22 protein-coding genes are annotated in these 21,134 nt (G+C 45.3%); 20 read left to right on the top strand and 2 right to left on the bottom strand.

The window, feature by feature from the left end; translation table 11 throughout:
• Positions 1–71: 71 nt before the first annotated feature.
• The gene (locus tag NYE72_RS26610) at positions 72–1,262 is read left to right on the top strand and encodes an SAM-dependent methyltransferase (protein WP_081384002.1); all 1,191 of its coding nucleotides are present in this window, start codon (positions 72–74) and stop codon (positions 1,260–1,262) included.
• A 1,206-nt stretch (positions 1,263–2,468) separates the two neighbouring features.
• Positions 2,469–4,949, top strand: coding sequence for an O-antigen ligase family protein (locus tag NYE72_RS26605; RefSeq protein WP_339210799.1), 2,481 nt, complete (start codon positions 2,469–2,471; stop codon positions 4,947–4,949).
• Here the strand turns inward: NYE72_RS26605 and NYE72_RS26600 are convergent.
• Both NYE72_RS26600 and NYE72_RS26595 read right to left on the bottom strand, forming a co-directional pair.
• On the bottom strand, positions 4,938–5,594 hold the full coding sequence (locus NYE72_RS26600; RefSeq protein ID WP_339210797.1) for an SdpI family protein: 657 nt from the start codon (positions 5,592–5,594) through the stop codon (positions 4,938–4,940). The genes NYE72_RS26605 and NYE72_RS26600 overlap by 12 nt on opposite strands.
• Positions 5,594–5,932, bottom strand: a complete 339-nt coding sequence (locus NYE72_RS26595; protein ID WP_051491108.1) for an autorepressor SdpR family transcription factor — start codon at positions 5,930–5,932, stop codon at positions 5,594–5,596. Before NYE72_RS26595 ends, NYE72_RS26600 begins: the two co-directional genes overlap by 1 nt.
• Before the next feature lie 216 nt (positions 5,933–6,148).
• Between NYE72_RS26595 and NYE72_RS26590 the strand changes: the two genes are divergently transcribed.
• The 18 genes from NYE72_RS26590 (at position 6,149) to NYE72_RS26505 (ending at position 21,020) form a co-directional block, all read left to right on the top strand.
• Positions 6,149–6,907 carry a glucose 1-dehydrogenase gene (locus NYE72_RS26590; protein WP_339210795.1) on the top strand — a complete coding sequence of 253 codons (759 nt, stop codon included), beginning with the start codon at positions 6,149–6,151 and terminating at the stop codon, positions 6,905–6,907.
• Positions 6,908–7,257: 350 nt separating this feature from the next.
• Positions 7,258–7,872: a DedA family protein gene (locus NYE72_RS26585; protein WP_036680184.1), complete on the top strand. Its 615-nt coding sequence runs from the start codon at positions 7,258–7,260 to the stop codon at positions 7,870–7,872.
• Positions 7,869–8,435, top strand: coding sequence for a thioredoxin family protein (locus NYE72_RS26580; protein ID WP_036680182.1), 567 nt, complete (start codon positions 7,869–7,871; stop codon positions 8,433–8,435). The genes NYE72_RS26585 and NYE72_RS26580 overlap by 4 nt, the downstream gene beginning before the upstream one ends.
• Before the next feature lie 4 nt (positions 8,436–8,439).
• Entirely contained in the window at positions 8,440–9,069 is a 630-nt protein-coding gene (locus tag NYE72_RS26575; protein WP_036680180.1) for an MBL fold metallo-hydrolase, read from the top strand.
• Positions 9,070–9,613: 544 nt separating this feature from the next.
• Positions 9,614–10,159 carry an RNA polymerase sigma factor SigY gene (gene sigY, locus NYE72_RS26570; protein ID WP_036680178.1) on the top strand — a complete coding sequence of 182 codons (546 nt, stop codon included), beginning with the start codon at positions 9,614–9,616 and terminating at the stop codon, positions 10,157–10,159.
• Complete coding sequence (locus tag NYE72_RS26565; RefSeq protein WP_036680177.1) at positions 10,146–10,475, top strand: YxlC family protein; 330 nt, start codon at positions 10,146–10,148, stop codon at positions 10,473–10,475. Before sigY ends, NYE72_RS26565 begins: the two co-directional genes overlap by 14 nt.
• Entirely contained in the window at positions 10,472–10,687 is a 216-nt protein-coding gene (locus NYE72_RS26560; protein ID WP_036680176.1) for a hypothetical protein, read from the top strand. Before NYE72_RS26565 ends, NYE72_RS26560 begins: the two co-directional genes overlap by 4 nt.
• 52 nt (positions 10,688–10,739) lie before the next feature.
• Positions 10,740–10,931 carry a PLDc N-terminal domain-containing protein gene (locus tag NYE72_RS26555; RefSeq protein ID WP_036680175.1) on the top strand — a complete coding sequence of 64 codons (192 nt, stop codon included), beginning with the start codon at positions 10,740–10,742 and terminating at the stop codon, positions 10,929–10,931.
• A complete protein-coding gene (locus tag NYE72_RS26550) occupies positions 10,931–11,845 on the top strand; it encodes an ABC transporter ATP-binding protein (protein ID WP_038573303.1) in 915 nt (304 codons plus the stop codon). The genes NYE72_RS26555 and NYE72_RS26550 overlap by 1 nt, the downstream gene beginning before the upstream one ends.
• Positions 11,842–12,612, top strand: coding sequence for an ABC transporter permease subunit (locus NYE72_RS26545; protein WP_326046238.1), 771 nt, complete (start codon positions 11,842–11,844; stop codon positions 12,610–12,612). Before NYE72_RS26550 ends, NYE72_RS26545 begins: the two co-directional genes overlap by 4 nt.
• A 147-nt stretch (positions 12,613–12,759) precedes the next feature.
• A complete protein-coding gene (locus NYE72_RS26540) occupies positions 12,760–13,143 on the top strand; it encodes a hypothetical protein (protein ID WP_036680170.1) in 384 nt (127 codons plus the stop codon).
• A gap of 256 nt (positions 13,144–13,399) precedes the next feature.
• Positions 13,400–13,897, top strand: a complete 498-nt coding sequence (locus NYE72_RS26535) for a sigma-70 family RNA polymerase sigma factor (RefSeq protein ID WP_036680329.1) — start codon at positions 13,400–13,402, stop codon at positions 13,895–13,897.
• 24 nt (positions 13,898–13,921) lie between these two features.
• Complete coding sequence (locus NYE72_RS26530; protein ID WP_326046237.1) at positions 13,922–15,094, top strand: DUF4179 domain-containing protein; 1,173 nt, start codon at positions 13,922–13,924, stop codon at positions 15,092–15,094.
• Between the two features lie 156 nt (positions 15,095–15,250).
• Positions 15,251–15,538, top strand: coding sequence for an Asp-tRNA(Asn)/Glu-tRNA(Gln) amidotransferase subunit GatC (gene gatC / locus NYE72_RS26525; protein WP_036680166.1), 288 nt, complete (start codon positions 15,251–15,253; stop codon positions 15,536–15,538).
• A 27-nt stretch (positions 15,539–15,565) separates the two neighbouring features.
• The gene (gatA, locus tag NYE72_RS26520; protein WP_036680165.1) at positions 15,566–17,023 is read left to right on the top strand and encodes an Asp-tRNA(Asn)/Glu-tRNA(Gln) amidotransferase subunit GatA; all 1,458 of its coding nucleotides are present in this window, start codon (positions 15,566–15,568) and stop codon (positions 17,021–17,023) included.
• A gap of 23 nt (positions 17,024–17,046) precedes the next feature.
• A complete protein-coding gene (gene gatB / locus NYE72_RS26515) occupies positions 17,047–18,480 on the top strand; it encodes an Asp-tRNA(Asn)/Glu-tRNA(Gln) amidotransferase subunit GatB (RefSeq protein WP_339210792.1) in 1,434 nt (477 codons plus the stop codon).
• A gap of 122 nt (positions 18,481–18,602) precedes the next feature.
• Complete coding sequence (locus tag NYE72_RS26510; RefSeq protein ID WP_339210790.1) at positions 18,603–19,073, top strand: GNAT family N-acetyltransferase; 471 nt, start codon at positions 18,603–18,605, stop codon at positions 19,071–19,073.
• A gap of 45 nt (positions 19,074–19,118) precedes the next feature.
• Entirely contained in the window at positions 19,119–21,020 is a 1,902-nt protein-coding gene (locus NYE72_RS26505) for a DUF4097 family beta strand repeat-containing protein (protein ID WP_339210788.1), read from the top strand.
• Positions 21,021–21,134 lie beyond the last annotated feature (114 nt).

The raw sequence follows: 21,134 nt of genomic DNA, 5'->3' as shown, positions 1-21,134 counted from the left end.
GTTAACACGTGATATAATGAACGATGATGGTTAGGAGACATAGATTCTCCATTTTTAATCCCGAAAGTGAGATGTGCGTTGTGGAATCTTTAACAGCTCTAATTGAACAACTAATTAACGACCGTACTTTGATTACGGCTACCCTAAGTCAAGTGCGTTATAAAGGCGAAAATTGTACCAAGGTGCAGGTTAAACCTGTTGAACTAAAGGGTAAGCTGCATTATCAGTTTGCGTCCTATATTGGTACAAAGGTAGAACATCGCAACGTACCCGCAGAATTGGCGGCGGAAGAGATATCTCTTTTATTTAGAGAAACATATCGGCAAGGCTTGTTGTGTACAGTAGAAGCCGATTATCAGGTGCTTATTAGCAAAAAATTCAAAGTATCAATCCTAACTAAGTCTCCAAGTAAAAAAGAAGAGCCGGATCTAGCTCACAACCGCCGCAAACGTTATGTGCTGGAGGATGGAGAGCCTGTGCCATTTCTGGTGGAGCTTGGCATCATGAACAAAGAAGGCAAAGTGCTAGCCAAAAGATATGATAAATTTCGGCAGATCAATCGTTTTCTGGAGATGGTAGAGGACGTGCTTGCCGATCTGCCAACCGGCCGACCCTTGACGATTGTGGATTTTGGTTGTGGAAAATCATATTTGACCTTTGCACTGTATCACTATCTGACCGTTCGCAAGAAGCGGGAGCTTAATATCATTGGATTAGATTTAAAAGCAGATGTGATTGAGCATTGTAACGAACTTGCTGCCAAAATCGGTTATGATCACTTGAAGTTCTTCGTGGGTGACATTGCTGAGTACAATGAGCTGGAGCAAGTAGACATGGTGATCACACTTCATGCTTGCGACACAGCTACCGATGCTGCCCTTGAAAAAGCAGTACGTTGGGGAGCGTCTGTAATTTTATCTGTGCCTTGCTGCCAGCATGAATTATTCGCACAAATCGAAAATGAAGTAATGAGCCCTATGCTTTCGCATGGCATACTGAAAGAGCGTTTTTCTGCCTTGGCTACAGATGCCATTCGCGCCAAATTGCTCGACATGATGGGCTATAGCAGCCAGCTGCTGGAATTCATCGATCTGGAGAATACGCCGAAGAACATTTTGATTCGTGCCGTTAAGAGTTCAGCCGGGGACAACTCCGTCAAATGGCGCGAATACACCGCATTCCGCGATTTTCTGGGAGCAAAACCCTACCTCGAACGCGTATGCGCTGATCTGCTTCCCACTGGGAGTTCGGTAGAAGGGTAGAGGATATTAAGGTAGAGAGCGTAAAACGGTAGGACTGTAGCATGGTAGAACGGTAGTACTGTAGAATGGGCACTTATAGGTGCAGGCTATTCGATCAGTTGTACTTTTTACAACTATATAGCTTTTTTAATGGGAAATTGGATAGTACAGCTAGTGCGATCAAATGGTTAGGACGGTACGGCTAGTGTGATCTAATGGTTAGGACGGTGCAGCTAGTGCGATCTAATGGCGAGTTGGTTTAGTTGTACTTTGTGCAACTAAATATGCTCAGAAGCTGCGTTTTAGTGATTTAGTTGCACTTTGTACACTTAAAAACGAACAATACTCCGCATATGGTGGGATTCTCGAAAAACAGTTGCACAAAGTACAATTAAAGTGGAAGTAAGCGGTGAAAGCACGGGATTAGTTGTACTTTTTACAACTGTATAGCTTTTTTTGGATGGGAATTCAGATAGTACAGCTAGTGCGATCTAATGGTTAGGATGGTGCAGTGAGTGCGATTCAATGATGAGGACGGTACGGCTAGTGCGATCTAATGGTGAGTTGGTTTAGTTGTACTTTGTGCAACTAAATATGCTCTGAAGCTGCGTTTTAGTGATTTAGTTGCACTTTGTACACTTAAAAACGAACAATACTCCCCATACCGCGGGATTCTTGAAAAATAGTTGCACTAAGTGCAATTAAAGTGGAAGTAAGCAGCGAAAGCACGGGATTAGTTGTACTTTTTACAACTATATAGCTTTTTTGAATGGGAATTCGGATAGTACAGCTAGTGAGATCAAATGGTTAGGATGGTGCAGTGAGTGCGATCCAATGATGAGGACGGTACGGCTAGTGCGATCTAATGGTGAGTTGGTTTAGTTGTACTTTGTGCAACTAAATATGCTCTGAAGCTGCGTTTTAGTGATTTAGTTGCACTTTGTACACTTAAAAACGAACAATACTCCCCATACGGCGGGATTCTTGAAAAATAGTTGCACTAAGTGCAATTAAAGTGGAAGTAAGCAGCGAAAGCACGGGATTAGTTGTACTTTTTACAACTATATAGCTTTTTTGAATGAGAATTCGGATAGTACAGCTAGTGCGATCTAATGGTTAGGACGGTACCGCTCCTTTGTGGAGAGGTATCGTCTTTTTGCGTTCTAGTCTTGTATAAGGGAAATGTGGAAAGGATAGAGATAAATTAACGAGTACAGGGGTATCTAAATGTGGCGTTTTAAAAAAGACCGGAATCTGGAATCATCAATTGCATATATTTGTGGAGGCTTAGTGATAGCGGCTGGTGTGGGTGCTTGTTTGTTGCGGGGGTTGTTTTTTACTGAGGAGATGTATCCCTTTCTAACCTTATGGTTTGTGCTGTGTTGTGCGTGCTCGCTTTATTATCTTGTTGGGGTTGGTGCATGGAGAAAAAGTGGGGGAGGAGTAGGTGCAGGTGCAGTAAGAGGTTTTACGGGAGTCAATGGGGTTAGTGAAGTTAGTGAAGTTGGTCAAGTTAGTGGAGAAAATAGAGCGTTAAGAATATTATTAAGCGTCCCTTTAATTATTCTATCGCTTTATGTGATTCATTGGATGTGCGGGCCACTTTCTTCCCAGGGAACTATGAATGAAATGCTGCGGTGGGGCTTGTATGCTAGCTTTGCAATATTGGTTTGTTTTTGTGCGGTGAACCTGGTGGGACGCCGGATTTTAAATGTAATTTGGTCTATGCTGGGTATGACTTTATGCCTGAGCGCTTTATTGGCTGTGTGTGGAGTGGTAAAGTTGCCTTTCGCTGTGGCTTACAGCAATTCAGCAGAAGTGAGCGCCACAGGGGTTAGATTAGCAGGATTGATGGAATATCCGAATGCTTTTGGTGCTGTGATGGCTGTTTTTCTGCTGGAACGGCTATTTGCTGTTGCTGTTTATTATGGGGATCCAAAAAAGAGCGCGAATATGTTGGAGGCAAGAAGTGTTGGGCTGGGGATGGAGTGCGCAGATGAGGAACGGAGGAGCAGAGGGGAAGAAGGCGTAGAAGCGGAGCAGGGAAAAGCGGGAAGCACGACCGCCGCGCTGCTGCGCTTGCTGCCGCTGTTCCCGTACACCGCCGCGCTGCTCCTCACCGAGTCGCGCGGCGCATGGCTGACGGCGGCTTGCGCCTGCGCCGCCGTCTTGCTCTGGAAGCGGCAGCTAATCGCGCCGCTTCTTGCTGCTGGCGCTGCGCCCGTGGCCGCCGCGGCGCTACTCTACCGCCAACTGGCCCGTGCCGGGTTGGCGGTAGAGCCAGTGCCCGGCCTGCTGTTGCTGGCCGGGCACTGGGCCGGCGCGCTGCTAGCCGGCCTATGGCTGTGCCGCCGCCAGCGCGGCGCGGCGGGCACTGCCCGAGCCGCCATGCTGGCATTGGCGGCGGCAGGTTGGACGGCGGCGGGGATCGCCGTCCTCCTGCACGTGCGCGAGCGGATCACCGGACCGTCATCGACGGTATCCGCGCGCGGGCTGTTCTACCGCGACGCCTGGCGGCTAGCGGCAGAGGCACCTTGGCTGGGACGTGGGGGTGAGACTTGGCGGCATTCATACCTTGCCGCCCAATCTCGCCCTTATGTGGGCAGCCAGGTGCATAATGGATACCTCGACATCCTGTTGAACTTAGGATTCGTTGGTCTTGCAGCCATACTCCTTATGCTGTTGGCAGCAGGCTGGCTGCTGGCTACTAAATCGCCGCGGTTGCTGCCGCCGTTTCTGGTCATCGTCTTGCACAGCGTCGTCGATTTTGATTGGAGCTATGGATTATTTTGGCTGCTGCTATTCTGGCTGCCAGCGATTGCTCTGGCTGAGCATAAGCAGAAACATCAATCTGCGTCTACCCACCCTCAGTCTGAGACCAAGCTGCCAACTCACTCCACATCCACGAACCCGCTCACCAATGTCACTACACCAGCGAATCCACTAATCGCTCACTCCACATCCACGAACCCGCTCACCAATGTCACTACACCTGTGAATCCACTAATCGCTCACTCCACATCCACGAACCCGCTCACCAATGTCACTACACCTGTGAATCCGCTAATAGTTTACCCTACATCCAAGAATCCGCCCCAAATCCGTCTTCGCCGACTAATCGGAACTGCGGCATGTTGTTTTTCGCTTATGCTGGGGGTGCTATCTTTTCACGCCGCTCAAGGAGAGAAGTTCTATCGACAAGCGATTATATCGGTGAGTCCTTCGGTGAAGGTAGAGTTGCTAGAGCAATCGCTGGCGTGGAATCCCCAGTCACCTCGAACGGCTATAGTATTATCTAGGCTGCTCTCGGGTGAACAGAGCGTGAGTCTGCTTCGGCAGAGTCTGTTGTATTCTCCCGAGAATGCCAGCTTAAGCTGGGAGCTGGCTGAACGATGGATGAGCAGTGACCATCCGGGGGCAGCGTTATATTGGATAGGCCAGAGCCTTAGGCTGGATAAGTACAACAATGCCAAGTGGGTGAAGGCGATTGAAGGGATGCTTCTTATGGGGCAAAAAAAGCTTGCAGAAGGAAAGCGAAAGGAAGGCCTAGTCTGCGTCGCCTCTGGGAATGAACTTCTTCTGGAATATAGAAGGTTGGCAGAAGAGGAGGCTAATAAAGGAGGGCAACATAATGACCGTGAGTTCCAAATGACAGAACAAGCCGACGACTTGAGTCGACGGCTTAGTATGTTGGCTTTACGATTTTAGCGGACGTGAAATCATCCAGGAGTAGAGAATGGGCACGATAATTGCAAGTACGAGTGCCGTAATAATAAGAAGCTGAGACAAGGCTCCGCTCAAAAAGGCTCCTGCAAAAATAAGTAGGCCACCGAGCATCCACATTATCCCGGATAGGCGATGTGTTTTTCGCCATACCTCAGGGTTGGCGAGCGTCCAGGCTGTACGAACCCCAAACAAGTAATTATCTTTTACCTGTGGCATGTAGTTGCCGAGAGCAATGAACATTATTCCAACAGCGCCTATGGCGATCTTCCCAACGTTTATATCTTTACCTAGACCGTAAGCAATCGACAGCACCAGCATTAGATTAAAAAGCACCCCAATAGCAAGTCTGCTCATGGCATAGGCGTTTTCGAATTTTTTGTAATTTTCCCGCTTAGGATCGATGCTGCGTGTGAACTGCATGATTAGCGGGAGCACAATCCCTAAGATTCCGAACACAAAAATAGCAATATTTTTGTCCCAGTATCTGTTGACCTTACCCGTAATTCCAAACTGTGCTGGTAACTCCTGCGGCAGCTTGCTGTAATTGATCAGAGCGTAGGCTAATGTAGCTAAACCTAATACTACTATTAGGGTATCCTGCCATCTCCATTTGAAATCTTTCATCATTAATCCGCCTCCTTTTTGGAATCGATATCCTGACGTTGCTGCTTGCCGTCCAGTGATTTACTCTCCGTCTCCGTTTGCTTTCCTGTCCCAGTGAGCTCCAATAACCAACCGAGAACCTCTTCGAGGACTGTGGTGTTTAGCGAGTACATAATAAATTGTCCTTTTCGCTCATCCTGTACCAGATCGGCATGCTTCAGCGCATTCAGATGGTGAGAAATGCTTGGCTTAGACATGTTGAAAAAATCTGCGATTTCACCTGCGGTTCGATCTTTCTCCCTTAGTAACCGAATGATTTGGCGACGGGTAGGATCAGCTAGTGCTTTAAAGGATTCATTCATATTCCACCCTGCCTTTCGATATTTAAATAATTATCTAAATATATAATAGCTCTTCACTTTCATAGCTGTCAATGCAGTATTCACTTAGCAATAGCGTGTGTAAAAGTGTCACCGAATCTTTAAAATTAACTGCCGTCCAAAGCCGACTCCTGTTAATACTAACGATGGGCATGCATTCCTTGATGCACCGAACATACGATGCAGAGGAGCAGATATATGATACTAACCAATAAAGTCGCAATTGTTACAGGTGCAGGATCGGGGATTGGAGAAGCGATTGCTCTTCTTTTTGCCCAACAGGGGGCTAAAGTGATTGCTGTGGACATCCATCTGGCGAATGTAGAAGCGGTAGCCAAAAAGGCGGAAAAGGGTGAGGGACACGGAGTGGTCTATCCCGTAAAGGCCGATGTCTCGAAGGAAGAGGACACACAGCGAATGATTGATGCCGCAACCACACAGTTCGGAGGCCTTCATATCCTTGTTAACAATGCCGGTATTATGGATAAAATGACGCCAGCGCACGAGATCACTGATGACATGTGGGAGCAGGTGCTTGCGGTCAACGTAACCGGTCCGATGAGAGCCATTCGTAAGGTTTTGCCGATTTTTATGGCACAGGAAAGCGGATGTATCATCAATGTAGCCTCTATTGGCGGCTTAGCGGGCTCGCGTGCGGGAGTGGCTTATACTTCCTCTAAGCATGCTGTAATCGGGATGACCAAAAATATAGGATTTCAATACGCTAAGCTTGGAATTCGCTGTAATGCCATAGCGCCGGGCGGAGTAAAGACAAATATTGATCTGTCTAATCCAAGCCCTTTTGGGAGTCAAAAAGCGGGCGAAGGAATGGCTTCGATGCCACGGACAGGGGAAAGCAGTGAGATTGCTTCGGTAGCCTTATTTTTGGCTTCAGATGCTGCAAGCTTTTTGAATGGGTCGGTGATAACGGCTGATGCCGGTTGGATGGCTTATTAATTGAGCGCAGATAAAAAGGTGTTCATTTTCCCTTTATTGGTGGAATTTGTTCACCTTTTTTGTTTATGCCTGTTACTCAAACTCTTTTTAAGTGTGGATTGGAAGATGGAAGCTGCTTGCCACGTAAGTAGAAGTGATAAGGTTGCTTGTGCTAGAATAGGCTAAGAGAAACTGGAAAATATAGCAGAGCGGCAAAGCTTTTAAAAATATAAGAAAGTATAAGATTAGTATCTATGCTTTTATGTTCTTATATTTCACTCGCTTAAACGCTTAGCGTCTTAAAAAGATGCCAAAGGCGATTAGCTTGATACATGTAGCCATATTCTGCGGAAAAGGGAGGAGGAGCACGTTTGCATTTTATTTCTGATCTGATCTCGACATTATTTGAATGGATTCAGAGTCTTGGTTATTTTGGGATTATGATCGGACTGATGATTGAAGTTATTCCGAGTGAAATTGTATTGGCTTTCGGTGGTTTCTTGGTATGGAGTGGAGATATTAATTTTTTCGGCGCAGTATTGTTTGGTACGATAGGCGGAGTGATTGCCCAGATCTTTGTATATTGGATTGGCCGTTATGGGGGCAGGCCTGTACTGGAGAAATACGGGAAATATATTCTTATCCAAAAGAAGCATATTGATCATTCGGAAGAGTGGTTCAATAAATATGGGACAGGCGTAATCTTTACGGCACGCTTTATTCCCGTTGTTCGCCATGCCATTTCCGTTCCAGCGGGGATTTCTCGTATGCCTTTAGGTAAGTTCACTTTATTGACTACACTTGCTGTTATTCCATGGAGTGCTTTGTTTGTATATCTCGGTATGACATTGGGGAATAAGTGGGAAGATATTGACGAAGTAGCAGCTAAGTACACCAACGAAATTATTCTTGTAGCGTTAGCACTAATCATCATTTATTTTGTGTATAAGTGGTTTAAATCCAAGAAGAGAGGGACTGCAAAATGAAACCGAATGTAGCTCATAAATTTGGAAAAGGTCTTACACCGCGCCAATTTGTAGAAAGCATGACGAAGAACCAGCAGGCTTTTGAATCCTGGTATGAGAAGTTTTCTTGGGAAGATGAGAGCGACAAGGAATATTTCGAAAGTCTGAACCATCGTGACGATTTGCGGGTACTTATCCTTGCCGCTGATTGGTGTGGAGATGTAGTACGTAATGTCCCTGCGGTTTTCCGTATTTTGGAGACTGCCGGAATGAAGACAGAGGTATTCATTTTGGAAGAGAATCAGGAGCTTATGGATGAATTCTTGACCATGGGCGGAAGATCTGTTCCGATTGTGATCTTTGCGGATACCGGCGGATACGTGCTTGGACATTGGGGTCCTCGTCCAGAGCATGTGCAGAGCCTAATGAGAGAGTTCAAACGTGAGAATCCTGATCGTGAGGCTGCTGATTACGACAGCAAAATCGCAGAAGTACGTAAGGCTATGGGGCAAGCTTATGGGGAAGGAACGGAATCACAGGCAGTTATCGCAAAAGAGCTGCGTAGTCTGATTTCCGGATTCTAGACCGATGCTAAATATACGTTCGTTTAATTTAGGTCCGCTTCAGACCAATGCCTACTTGCTGACAGGTGCGGATCCAACGAAGGGAATCATTATTGATCCCGGCATGAATCCTGCGGCATTAGTGCGGAGTATCGAAGGGATGGAGATCGAGGCTATTTTGCTAACGCATGCGCACTTTGACCATATGGGCGGCGTAGACGAAATTCGTAAAGCTAAGAAATGTCCTGTTTATTTACATCCACTAGAAAGTGAATGGCTCAGCAGCCCTAAGCTGAATGGTTCATTGATGTGGCCTGATATTTCACCTCCTCTGACTACAGATCCTGCAGAGTATGATCTGGCAGAAGGACAAGTTCTGCAATTCATCGGACATACCTTCCGGGTGTACCACACACCTGGGCACTCTCCGGGCAGTGTCAGCTTCCTATGCGGGAATGATTTATTCTCTGGAGATGTACTGTTTAAGATGGGAGTTGGGCGCACCGATTTGCCTGGTGGCAGAGAACGTGATTTGTTCGATTCTATTCGTGGCAAGCTGTACAAAATGGATGATGAAGTGAAGGTTTATCCAGGTCACGGCTCACGAACAACTATCGGTTTTGAAAAAGTTCGTAACCCTTATATTCCTCAATAAACAGTCATTCTAGTAGAACTGACAAGAATCGGGGAATTTTTGATAGACAAAGGGATACAAAAGGACTACACTATTGTTAATTAAATGTAACATTAACCTCGCGAAGCACGCAGACTGCGGAATTAATCCCGGTTTGCGTTCTTTTTTTGTCTACATATAGGTTTAAAAGCATGGGGGGAAATAGATTGGAGAAGAATATGTATTACCCGTTGGATTACGGATGGTATGACTCCAAGGAGAAATGGACTAGTTTTTGCAGCAGTAAATGCCGATGTTTTTCAGAATGTTCTGGAAGGGGAGGTTTTTGTACTTCCATAGAACGCAGGGACATACAATCTGAGAATAAGGATGGGAGAATACCAGTGGTTTCAGGAGGCGAGCCCAGAAGAACGCCTCTTTTTTGGCATTTTCCAGCAGAAGCAGGATTGCTTCAGCCATGGCGGCGTAAGCTCTGGGAGCTCAAAAAATAAAATTAAAACGGAATGAACGAATCACTATACATAATCGTATTACAAATAAGAACTAATCCTGAATGGAGGGGCAGATGAGCGATCAGGCGCTGGAGAAAATCAGGCAGGCACAGCAGGGAGATACTTCAGCACTGTCTTCACTGCTGCGAGAACATTATACTTTTTTGTTCAAATATTTACTTAAAGTGACTATGGACCCGTTACTGGCAGAGGATCTTGTACAGGACACGATGGTCAGATGTATGGAAAAAATCAATACCTATAACGGTTCTTCTTCGTTCTCCTCTTGGTTAATCACCATAGCTACCAGAATATTCATCGATCGAAAGCGGCGCTGGAAACGTGAGGCAGATTGGAAGAAACGGGAACAACAGGCCCAGGGCACCCGTTCGATTCGTTGGCGGTTTGAAAGCAGGGGGGAAGAATGGAGTGAAGTACTCGATTCCATCTCCAAGCTACCCTCTGCTCAGAGGGTAGCTGTGCTGCTGAAGCATTATTATGGCTATAGCTATGAAGAAATCGGTGTGATCATGCAAATTCCTTCAGGCACGGTCAAATCGCGTGTATCCCTTGGTCTTAACCAATTGCGAAAGGAGCTGAATGAGGATGGAGAAGGATAAGGAGCCAGAACTGTATTTGCACAAGCTTACTGAAGAGCTTGAGCGTTTGGATGCGCAATATGATGACATCACCCCACCTTCGTTACAGGAACTGGAGTGGTTAATGGCTGATGCAGCTGTGCACAGAAAGAGAAGGGAACGTAAAGAACTACTGTTATTCTGGGGGGTCTCATTAATCCTGATCTGCGCATTTCTATCCATTCTCACTTCTGCACCCATGATCTATTGGATTATCCAGGCGATCATTCCTGTTGTAGGACTGGGTGGCTTAGGGATCGCCAGGATCAGAAGAAATAGAGAAGGTGTACAAGAATGAATGAGCTACAGGATGTGCCTCTTTGGTTGTGGTTTGGCATAGCAGTAGCATTAATGCTGCAAGGGACCTTACTGTTCCGGGATGCAAGACGGCGCGGAAAAAAAGCTTGGTTCTGGGGATTGTGGGCGATTACTACAGTTCCGTCCCCAGCATTAGTCTATTTACTCGTTGTCATACTTCCTGACCGACGTAGAAGGAAGAAGCAGTTGTAAAGCTTTAGTAAGAAGCTCGTTCCTTTCATCCTATTACAAGGAGTGGTACTTCATGGAAGAGGTAAAATGGGGTTTAATCATGCCGTTAATTATTCTTCAGGCTTTGCTTGCAATTATTGGACTGATATCACTGGCCAAAGCGGATAACGTTCGTGGCCCAAAATGGATGTGGATTATTATCATTATTTGCGGAAATATATTAGGTAGCGTAGCTTATTTCACAATAGGAAGGAAAGATGTCTGATGTCACTCCTTCAAGTTATGAATTTGCGCAAAAGCTATGGGGCGCATATTTCCGTAAATGATATAAGCTTTGAAATTGAGAAAGGACGGTGCGTCGCTTTATTGGGGCCTAACGGTGCTGGGAAAACGACCACACTTCGTATGCTGGCAGGGCTGCTTGAACCCACCTCTGGCATGATTTCATTTGAGGGGAGCCGTCCTGGAGCCGAATATCGCAGAGGATTAGGATATGTGCCACAGTCTCCAGCTTTTTATGGGTGGATGACTGGACATGAGTATGTTGTTTTCGCTGCAAAGCTTAGTGGAATGGGAACTAAAGACGCAACCAGCAGGGCATTGGAATCGCTCGAGCGTGTAGGGCTTAAAGGTGATGCTCGTCGCCGGATTGGTGGATACTCCGGCGGGATGAAGCAGCGGCTGGGTCTGGCTCAGGCGCTTGTGCATCGGCCTCGTCTGTTATTGCTTGATGAGCCTGTATCTGCACTTGATCCGATTGGCCGCAGAGAAGTAATGGGACTGGTGCGGGAAATACGTGAAGAGACAACTGTAGTTTTTTCTACACATGTGCTGCATGATGCAGAAGAAATTTGCGATGATATTATTTTAATGAATCAAGGCTTGATTGCTGAGAAGGGATCTTTATCACAGCTTCGTTCACAATATAGCCTTCCTGTTATTCGTTTACGTACGGAGAAGCAAGAAAAAGCTATTCAGTGGCTGGAGTCTCTTGCTGCCAAACCGTTTGTACTGGAGACTCAGTTGTTCGGAGATCATGCCATTTTTAATGTCAACGATGTAGACATGGCCCGTTGGACGATTCTGCAAGAAGCGGCGCAGCTCGAAATTCCATTACTGCAATTTGAAGCGGGTTCTTCCACGTTAGAGGATTTATTTATGAAGGTGGTGGGAGTATGAGAAGCGCCTGGGTCCTTTATCGCAAAGAAATGCTCGAAATGGCTCGCAGTTATAAGTTAATCTGGATACCTGTCGTTTTTATCCTATTAGGCATTATGCAGCCGTTAACTACTTATTATTTGCCGGAAATATTAAAAGCTTCAGGTGATGTTCCTCCAGGTCTCCTAGAGGGGTATGAAATACCGAGTGCCGCAGCTGTGATGGCGCAATCTTTGGGACAGTACGGAACAATCGGAATGTTAGTATTGGCGCTTGGCGCGATGAATGTTTTAGCTGGTGAGCGCTATAGCGGAACTATGGAATTAATTCTGGTAAGGCCGGTTTCTCCAGCCGCAATAGTGTTGGCTAAATGGGCAGCACAGCTGACCCTGTTGATCGTTGCTCTAGGATTAGGTGCAGCGGGCGCTGCTTACTACACGGAGCAGTTGATTGGTTCACTATCTTGGGGAGATGTCATCGCAGCTGCTGGAGTATATGGATTGTGGCTGTTATGTGCTGTCTCAGCTACGTTGTTGTTTAGTGGGTTTTTAAAATCCCCAGTTGCCGCTTTTTTAGCATTGGTGCTAATGGCAGCATTATCATTAGGCCAAAACTTATTGCCTTCATGGTTTGAATGGGCACCTGCGGGGCTTGCCGGGTTGTCGGCTGAAATCCTTATGGCTGGAGAAGGATTCAGGGTTGGACCCTATCTTTCAGCAGCTATTTTGATCTTGATTTGTTTAGTGGGTGCTGCACTTTTGACAAGGAAGAATAACTTAACCGCTTGAAACTTAAGTTATGTTTTTATTAAATATAGTATATTTTCATAGAATTTGTAGGATCGGCCAGCCTTCAACTAGACAGTTCTATCTTTTTTTAGTAGACTGTTGAAACAAGCAAAATCTTGAAAGATTTTGGGGTTAGGAGGTAGGGCGATGCTGCGTTTAGGAGAGAAGATTGTCATTGTTGCGGACGCTTTCGAGCAGAGTCTTCCTATCGGGGAATACGGCTACCTAATTGCTTACGACCGCAATCCCGATAATGCGTTTGACTATGTTATTCGTGTACCAGAGGCGAATAGGAACTTTTATGTTCCGGCTGAGGACATTGAGGCGGAAGAACATTTATTAGTAGCTGAGGCTGAAAGAGCAACGCATGAAGCGTTGATTGATTACGCTTTGTCCACGTACAATGAGAAGCTGTTCCATCATTTGATGAACGGTGAAGATATGGATATAGAAGAGACGGAATCAACGTCAAGCGAAAGCATGTCCCAAGCGGATTTCATCAAACAAGTGAATCTTCGAGCTTGGATTTAAGGAAGGCCGGCGCAAGCCGGCTTTTTTGTTTTGTCATAAAAAGTATTTCCCCCACATTAATCCTCTGAATTTACACATCATTTTCAAAATCTTTTCTTTTATTCCTTCTTTATAGTTTTCGAAAGTTTGTTTTTTATTTTTTTGGTATACAACCAATCTCCTGTTTTATGTATCTAAATTATTGAGAGCCGAATACGAGAATGCAGATCTGCGGTATAGGCGTTTTAACTTAAATAAAGGAGAACCTCAAGTGAAGATGATAACCGCTGTTCAAAAAGCGAGAAATGGCGATAAAGAAGCGTTTATCCAGCTATGCCGGCAGATTGAACCTGAAATGTACGGCATGGCCCGATCTATTTTGGGCAGGGACGAGGAATGTGCAGATGCCATGCAGGAAGCCACCCTAAAGGCTTACCGGTCTATCCATGGATTGCGGCAACCAGAATTTTTCAAGACATGGATGCTTCGCATCCTTATAAACGAATGTCATAAGCTCCAACGCAAGCGGACAAATATTGTGGAGTTTGGAGATCCCCTTACTGCTTTGGAATGCCATTCCTCCGGTGCAGAATATGAGAAAATTGAGCTGCGGGAAGCAGTGGAACGATTGGATACTTCGCTCCAGACCGTGATATCGCTGCATTATTTTCAGGACATGCCCGTTAAGCAAATTGCCGATCTTCTGAATATTTCCGAAACGGCAGTCAAATCGCGCCTCTACAGAGCAAGAAAAAACTTATTGAATGGATTCTAATGATATTTAGAAAGGATGGAACAGATGAAGAAGAGAACAGCGCAAGAGCTTGAATTGCTTTTGAAAGATATGGACATCCTCCCGGCAAATGAGCTTCCCTCTATGATTCGCCAACGTCAAGAGGATACGTATACAATGCTGGATCATGTGAAGATAAAGAGATCCACGCACAAATTTCGTAATGTTAAGAGGACAGCGCTTGGCTTCGGGGCAGCTCTTGTTTTGGGGGTTATCGTGCTTGGAAGCTGCTTTACTTCTCCCGCATTGGCTAGGTCGCTGGAACGTATTCCGTTAGTCAATAGTATTTTTGAGCTCGCAGGTGATATGGGACTTCAAGCGGCGAGTCGCCAAGGCTTAACGACTGCAGTTGATACCAGTGATCAGGTTCAAGATGTTATTATCCGTGCTAATGAAGTTATATATGACGGCACACGGCTTTCTGTAGCATTGAAACTTGAAGGTGAAGATGAAGAGGGAATATTCAGTGGAGACATTCAGGATTTGCAGGTATTTATTGATGGACAGCCTTTAAACGCTGCTGGGGAGGAAGAAGAGGATTCTTTTAAACACAATATTGGCCTTATCCTTTCTCCGGGAGTAGATGAACAATCGTTGATTTTGCAATTTTCAGAGAAATCCTATGATGAGGGAGGCATTACTTTACCAGAGCAGTTCCAAATGACAGTAAAAGGTCGTCTGTCCGGAATCGATGATGATTTTCAAATTGAAATTCCTGTAAAAAAGGATACGAGTCATAATATTGTTCAGCAACCCGGAATCAGTCAAACTTACAATGATGTAACGACCACAGTGGAGAAGATTACACAGACTCCGGCAACTACACAAATACGGATGAGTGCTGTAGCCCTCGAGGGTATTCCTTATACTTATCTGACAGATACCAATAACCTGGCATTAAATTATGAAGTCTATGATGATAAAGGTAACCTGTTGCAATATGTAAACGGCAGCAATGGTTGGTCGGATTCGAAAAAGATAGATGACACAATCCATTATAGTCTTAAAGAGGATGTTAATATTGTACCGCTGCCCAAGGATGTAAAAGCACTGACAATCAAAACCTTTTTCTACAAATATACTGGAGAGGGTAGTGGAAAACGAAATTTGCTAGACAATAATGGATACCCGGCAGTCGAATATATTCCGCAGCTGGAAATGACAATCCCTATATATTGATGAACGATACGCTCCTTTAAAATGTGTAGGAATCCCCTTCACTTTGATAAAGGAGCGTTTGTTTTACAGCCCATCATTGAATTGTCCAAGCTTCTACAATATAATTAAAAACGTTATCCGGGCGCTTTAGCCCTTTAAACAGGAGGGATTTTTCTTATGAGCATTACCGTTAAAGATGTGCAGCATGTGGCCAAGCTGGCTCGTCTGCAGCTGAGCCCGGAAGAAGAGGCAACCTTTACAGAACAAATGAATGCTATTTTACAATATGCCGAGAAATTAAATGAGCTAGATACGGAGAATGTAAAGCCGACCACGCATGTGCTGCAAGTCAGCAATGTAATGCGGGAGGATGTTGTGAAGGATAGCCTTACGCAAGAGGAAGCACTTCTTAACGCTCCAGATGATGAAGACGGACATTTCAAGGTTCCAGCTGTTTTGGAATAACTACATAATTAGAAAGGGGGAAGAATCTTGAGCCTGTTTCAAAATCGATTGCCTGAAGTACACCGCATGTTAACTGCTAAAGAGGTATCGGTCAGTGAACTGACTGAAGAATCGCTGGCGATTATCGCTGAGCGGGATAAGAACGTAAATGCATTTTTGACCTTGAACGAGGAGGGCGCACGTGCGACAGCACGCGCTTTGGACGATAAACTGGCATCCGGAGCAGCACGTGGATTGCTATTTGGTCTTCCTGCCGGAATCAAGGATAATATTGTAACTAAAGGCCTGCGCACAACTTGTGCCAGCCAATTTTTGAGCGATTTCCAGCCGATTTATAACGCTACTGTAGCTTCTAAATTGCAGCAGGCAGATGCCGTAACAATCGGTAAATTAAATATGGATGAATTCGCAATGGGCGGATCTAATGAGAATTCAAGCTTTGGTCCTGTACGCAATCCTTGGGATTTAGAACGTGTGCCGGGCGGTTCCAGTGGCGGATCTGCTGCAGCAGTAGCTGCGGGCGAAGTGTTCTTCTCACTAGGTTCGGATACTGGGGGTTCCATCCGCCAGCCAGCTTCCTATTGTGGTGTTGTAGGTCTCAAACCTACTTACGGTCTTGTATCACGTTACGGGCTGGTAGCCTTTGCATCCTCACTCGATCAGATAGGACCATTAACACGTAATGTAGAGGATTCTGCCTATGTGCTTCAAGCGATTGCTGGTTATGATGCCCAAGACTCTACTTCTGCTAAAGTAGAAATTCCTGATTATTTGAGTTCACTGACTGGTGATGTTTCCGGACTTCGCATTGCTGTACCTAAGGAATATTTGGGAGCAGGTGTCGATGCTTCTGTGCGTGAGACAGTCTTGTCTGCACTTAAAGTGCTGGAAGGAATGGGTGCTGTCTGGGAGGAAGTATCATTACCGCATACGGAATACGCAGTAGCAGCTTATTATTTGCTGTCCTCTTCGGAAGCTTCATCTAACCTTGCGCGTTTTGACGGTGTGCGTTATGGCGCACGTGTAGATGAAGGCGGAGGATTGCTTGATCTATATCTTAATTCCCGCAGCCGCGGCTTTGGCCCTGAGGTCAAACGCCGTATTATGTTGGGTACTTATGCACTCAGCTCCGGGTATTACGATGCTTACTATTTAAAAGCACAAAAGGTACGCACTTTGATTAAACAGGACTTTGATGACATCTTTAAAAAATATGATGTGGTCATCGGGCCAACAGCGCCAACGACAGCATTCAAATTGGGCTCACAGACTGAAGATCCGCTGACCATGTATCTGAACGATATTCTCACGATTCCTGTAAGCTTGGCGGGTATTCCTGCTGTGAGCGTTCCGTGTGGTTTTGCGGAAGGCATGCCTGTAGGTCTGCAAATTATCGGTAAGGAATTTGACGAGAGCACGATTCTGCGTGTCGCTCATGCCTTTGAACAAAATACAGATCATCACAAGCAGCGTCCACAGCTGTAGTAAAGGAGGGAATGGGATTACTTATGTCTAAATACGAAACGGTCATCGGCTTGGAAGTTCACGTAGAGCTTCATACCAACTCCAAAATCTTTTGCGGATGCTCCACTGAATTTGGAGCCCCACCTAACACTCATACCTGTCCTGTCTGCTTGGGTCACCCCGGCGTATTGCCAGTGCTCAACAAACAAGCGGTAGAATACGCTATGAAAGCAGCGATGGCGCTGAATTGCACCATTGGTGATGTTAGCAAATTCGACCGCAAGAACTATTTTTACCCGGATTCACCAAAAGCTTATCAGATTTCACAATTTGATCAGCCTATCGGGCTGAACGGTTGGATCGACATTGAAGTTAATGGAGAGACCAAACGGATCGGCATTACTCGTCTTCATTTGGAAGAGGATGCAGGTAAGCTTACGCACGTAGATGGCGGTTTTGCCTCGCTTGTCGATTTTAACCGGGTGGGAACACCGCTTATCGAAATCGTATCCGAGCCTGATCTGCGCTCTCCTGAGGAAGCTCGTGCTTATCTGGAGAAAATCCGTGCGATTATGCAGTATTGTGACGTATCCGATGTCAAGATGGAAGAAGGATCGATGCGCTGTGACGCGAACATCAGTCTACGCCCAGAAGGACAAGAGGAATTCGGCATTAGAGCAGAGCTTAAGAACATGAACTCCTTCCGCGGTGTATTGCGTGGACTGGAGTATGAGCAATATCGTCAGGCTGAGATCCTGGATGATGGTGGAGTTGTTGTGCAAGAGACTCGCCGCTGGGATGAAGCACAAGGGAAAACATTATCGATGCGCGGGAAAGAAGAAGCGCATGATTATCGTTACTTCCCGGACCCGGACTTGATCGTTCTGCATATTGATGATGCTTGGAAAGAATCCATTCGTTCAACGATTCCAGAACTTCCGGATGCACGGAAAGCTCGTTATAGCGAGGAACTGGGCCTGACATCTTATGATGCAGGCGTTATTACATCCTCTAAACTGTTAGCGGACTTTTTCGAAGGATGTCTTGCCTATACGCAGGATGCCAAGGCTGTAGCTAACTGGATTATGGGTGACTTGCTTGCCTATTTGAATGGTAATAATCTGGAGTTGTCGCAGGTACAAATTACACCACAAGGGCTAGGCGAGATGATCGGACTGATTGCAGCCGGAACCATCAGCAGCAAAATCGCTAAAACAGTATTTAAAGAAATGCTAGAGAGCGGTAAACTGCCAGCTGTTATCGTTGAGGAAAAAGGTCTGGTGCAGATCAGCGATGAAGGTGCTATTAAAGGGATTGTGGAAGCAGTCGTAGCCGCCAATCCGCAATCTGTGGAAGATTATAAAGCAGGTAAACAGAAAGCAATCGGCTTCCTGGTCGGACAAGTTATGAAAGAAAGTAAAGGTAAGGCGAATCCGGGTCTTGCTAATAAACTTCTCATCGAGGTATTGAGCAGCTAAACGCTTGTCGTCCATAAAAGGACGCCGAAGGCGTTTATACTTGGGGTAATATACTTATGTAATAAGCTAAGGGCTTGTCGGCAACGGCAGGCCCTTAGCGGCATATAAGGGGACTGGTTAGGATGAATACAATTAACAAGCTAAATCTGCAGGATGAAAGCACCGTTAATGAATTATGGAGTCTTCAGCATAAGGCCTATAGACTGGAAGCTGAACTAATCGGCTTTCGTGAAATTCCACCTTTGATGGAGACGAGAGAAATGCTGAGCAGCTCTAAAGAGGATTTTTATGGCTGCTTCGATAAAGATGAGGAACTAATGGGTGCTGTTGCTGTAGAGGAAGAATCTTCTGGCAAATTGACGATTACACGAATGATGGTGGGGCAGGACTTTTTTCGCAGAGGTATTGCTAGCCATCTTTTGGAATATGTATTTGAGCATTTTGCAGGGATGGAGCAATTCATTGTGTCGACAGGCAAAAAGAATACACCCGCCGTTTCGTTGTACAGTAAATATGGCTTTATGCCCACCGGTGTGGAGGAAGTCGCTCCAGGAGTTGAATTGATTGAATTTCATCGGAGTGGTTCTCTTTGAAAAAAGATATTCATAGACAACTATTTACGAAAGGAGGAGTCCAAAATGAAACATGACTCTGCAATGCTCCCAGAGCAGGAAGAACTGCAAGATTCTGTTGATATAGAGACTAAGGAGAATGAGATACAGAAGAGGATTATTCCTCCGCGTCCGAAGCGGCGCCACCGCAAACGTAAATTTATCGCTGGACTGCTGGCAGCTCTCATCCCTGGGACGGGGCATTTGTATTTTGGGCTTCTCCGAAAAGGGATCACCTTCATCTTTCTAATTCTTTTGGATATCTCAGCTTTATTGTATTTCTCATCCATCGGGATGCAGATTAATGTTCCACTACTTATTATACTTGCGCTCATTATTCCGGCGATCTATTTTTATAACGTGTATGACGTATTGCAATCAGCGGATAGGCTTCTTCGCTTCCCAGAGGATCATGAGCTTGATATCCCTGTGACCAAAGCAAACGTGGCTCCTAAGCGTCGTAGTATCGTCAGCGAGCCTGGGATATCCTTTGGGCTCATACTGCTATTAGGGGGCGCCCTGCTTATTCTGTTCCGGCAAAAACCAACATGGCTCCAGTTCTTTATTGAACATTATGCTGAAATGGCTGTATCTGTCATTATAGTATGCGGTGGCTTATTTATAGGAGCTAGAGAAATTGCCAGAGCAGTTGTGCAGCGTAAAGACAATGAACCTCGCAAGCGACGCGTAGGAAGATATACGGCTTCTGTATTGCTGATAGCTATTTCTGTTCCTTTGTTTTTGGATTGGAGAGAGGGAACTGACTATATGCTCCTGCTCTTGAAGTGGTGGCCAGTCATCCCGGTGTTATGGGGGATTGAGTTCCTGCTGATGTTTATCTTCTCTAACCGTTCAGCCAAGGGAACCAGAATCAGATTGGATTTACGTGGGCTTTTATCCGCTATATTGCTAGCTGCGAGTGTATTTATTGTTGCAGAGCAAGAACATTATTTATATCTATGGAAAAATGTCAGTCTAAACCTGACGGCAGCAGCAGTGGACTATGGTGAGGCTAAAGGCAGCAAATATCAGAAAGCCCCGCTAATTGTTCCGGTGGAATTAAATACAGCCAAAATATCTATTGATAGTATTAATGGTGATATTTTATTACACCGTGCTCCGGTGGATAATATTCAAATTACGACGACAGTTTGGGTAGATCAGTTGGATGGGCCGATGGCTGAAGCTATATCAGAACAGTCCTTTGTGGACGTTGTTGAAGGGCCCAACATAAAAATCACCTCAAATAGCAAGGCTTATGGAGAATCCGGCAAACGCCAGCCACGCATGGATTTAGACATTTACTTGCCGGAGGATCGCCGCTTTAACCTCGATGTTCGCACCATGAATGGCGGGATCACATTGCAGAATGTAGAAGCCATTGAAGACATTTCTCTGGAAACGGGGAATGGAGAGCTGATCCTTCATCGTATCTTTGGTAATGTTAAGGGAAAAACACTGAATGGAGCTGTCCGTGCCAGATCTGTTCAAGGCAGCGTTGATTTAACGACGAGCGGTGGCAATATGAATGCTTGGGATGTTACCGGTGCTTTGAAATTATCGACGGCTGTCGGCAATATTAGTGCGATCGGAAATAGCAATGATATCGATATTACTACCAAAAACGGTAATTTAGAGGTTGATGGAGCCAGATCCAAGTTACATGCGGAATCTCTAAATGGTACCATTGATGTTCGCTCTTCAGATGTCGCTGGAGACTGGGATATTTATAGCGCAGTTGGTGATATTCAATTGTATTTGCCAGTGTTAAGCAACTATACAGTGAATGGTTCCAGTGGATATGGTGATATTACTTCAGATTTGCCTGAACTTACAATTGATAAGAAAAAAGTATCAGGTGAAGTGGGGACCGGTGAGTTCAAGCTTCATGTTGAAGGAAATAGCAATCTAAATGTTAGGAAATATTGAAAAAAGTAATTTTTCTTATATAATAATAAATATAATGTATAGACTTCGTTGACAACATTGAAAAACCAGTCTTACAATCTTAAGAAGTACTTCTTTTATTTTTAAATTCAAAAG

This window comes from Paenibacillus sp. FSL L8-0333 (genome assembly GCF_037965665.1).
Taxonomy (GTDB): Bacteria; Bacillota; Bacilli; order Paenibacillales; family Paenibacillaceae; genus Paenibacillus_AQ; species Paenibacillus_AQ odorifer.
The sequence above is the reverse complement of the archived record's forward strand: the minus strand, read 5'-3'. Positions and strand labels throughout refer to the sequence as shown.

Coding starts and splice junctions, on each gene's coding strand:
- NYE72_RS26610 (WP_081384002.1), top strand. CDS start 72: ATGTGCGTTGTGGAATCTTTAACAGCTCTAATTGAACAACTAATTAAC.
- NYE72_RS26605 (WP_339210799.1), top strand. CDS start 2,469: ATGTGGCGTTTTAAAAAAGACCGGAATCTGGAATCATCAATTGCATAT.
- NYE72_RS26600 (WP_339210797.1), bottom strand. CDS start 5,594: ATGATGAAAGATTTCAAATGGAGATGGCAGGATACCCTAATAGTAGTA.
- NYE72_RS26595 (WP_051491108.1), bottom strand. CDS start 5,932: ATGAATGAATCCTTTAAAGCACTAGCTGATCCTACCCGTCGCCAAATC.
- NYE72_RS26590 (WP_339210795.1), top strand. CDS start 6,149: ATGATACTAACCAATAAAGTCGCAATTGTTACAGGTGCAGGATCGGGG.
- NYE72_RS26580 (WP_036680182.1), top strand. CDS start 7,869: ATGAAACCGAATGTAGCTCATAAATTTGGAAAAGGTCTTACACCGCGC.
- NYE72_RS26575 (WP_036680180.1), top strand. CDS start 8,440: ATGCTAAATATACGTTCGTTTAATTTAGGTCCGCTTCAGACCAATGCC.
- sigY (WP_036680178.1), top strand. CDS start 9,614: ATGAGCGATCAGGCGCTGGAGAAAATCAGGCAGGCACAGCAGGGAGAT.
- NYE72_RS26565 (WP_036680177.1), top strand. CDS start 10,146: ATGGAGAAGGATAAGGAGCCAGAACTGTATTTGCACAAGCTTACTGAA.
- NYE72_RS26560 (WP_036680176.1), top strand. CDS start 10,472: ATGAATGAGCTACAGGATGTGCCTCTTTGGTTGTGGTTTGGCATAGCA.
- NYE72_RS26555 (WP_036680175.1), top strand. CDS start 10,740: ATGGAAGAGGTAAAATGGGGTTTAATCATGCCGTTAATTATTCTTCAG.
- NYE72_RS26550 (WP_038573303.1), top strand. CDS start 10,931: ATGTCACTCCTTCAAGTTATGAATTTGCGCAAAAGCTATGGGGCGCAT.
- NYE72_RS26545 (WP_326046238.1), top strand. CDS start 11,842: ATGAGAAGCGCCTGGGTCCTTTATCGCAAAGAAATGCTCGAAATGGCT.
- NYE72_RS26540 (WP_036680170.1), top strand. CDS start 12,760: ATGCTGCGTTTAGGAGAGAAGATTGTCATTGTTGCGGACGCTTTCGAG.
- NYE72_RS26535 (WP_036680329.1), top strand. CDS start 13,400: ATGATAACCGCTGTTCAAAAAGCGAGAAATGGCGATAAAGAAGCGTTT.
- NYE72_RS26530 (WP_326046237.1), top strand. CDS start 13,922: ATGAAGAAGAGAACAGCGCAAGAGCTTGAATTGCTTTTGAAAGATATG.
- gatC (WP_036680166.1), top strand. CDS start 15,251: ATGAGCATTACCGTTAAAGATGTGCAGCATGTGGCCAAGCTGGCTCGT.
- gatB (WP_339210792.1), top strand. CDS start 17,047: ATGTCTAAATACGAAACGGTCATCGGCTTGGAAGTTCACGTAGAGCTT.
- NYE72_RS26510 (WP_339210790.1), top strand. CDS start 18,603: ATGAATACAATTAACAAGCTAAATCTGCAGGATGAAAGCACCGTTAAT.
- NYE72_RS26505 (WP_339210788.1), top strand. CDS start 19,119: ATGAAACATGACTCTGCAATGCTCCCAGAGCAGGAAGAACTGCAAGAT.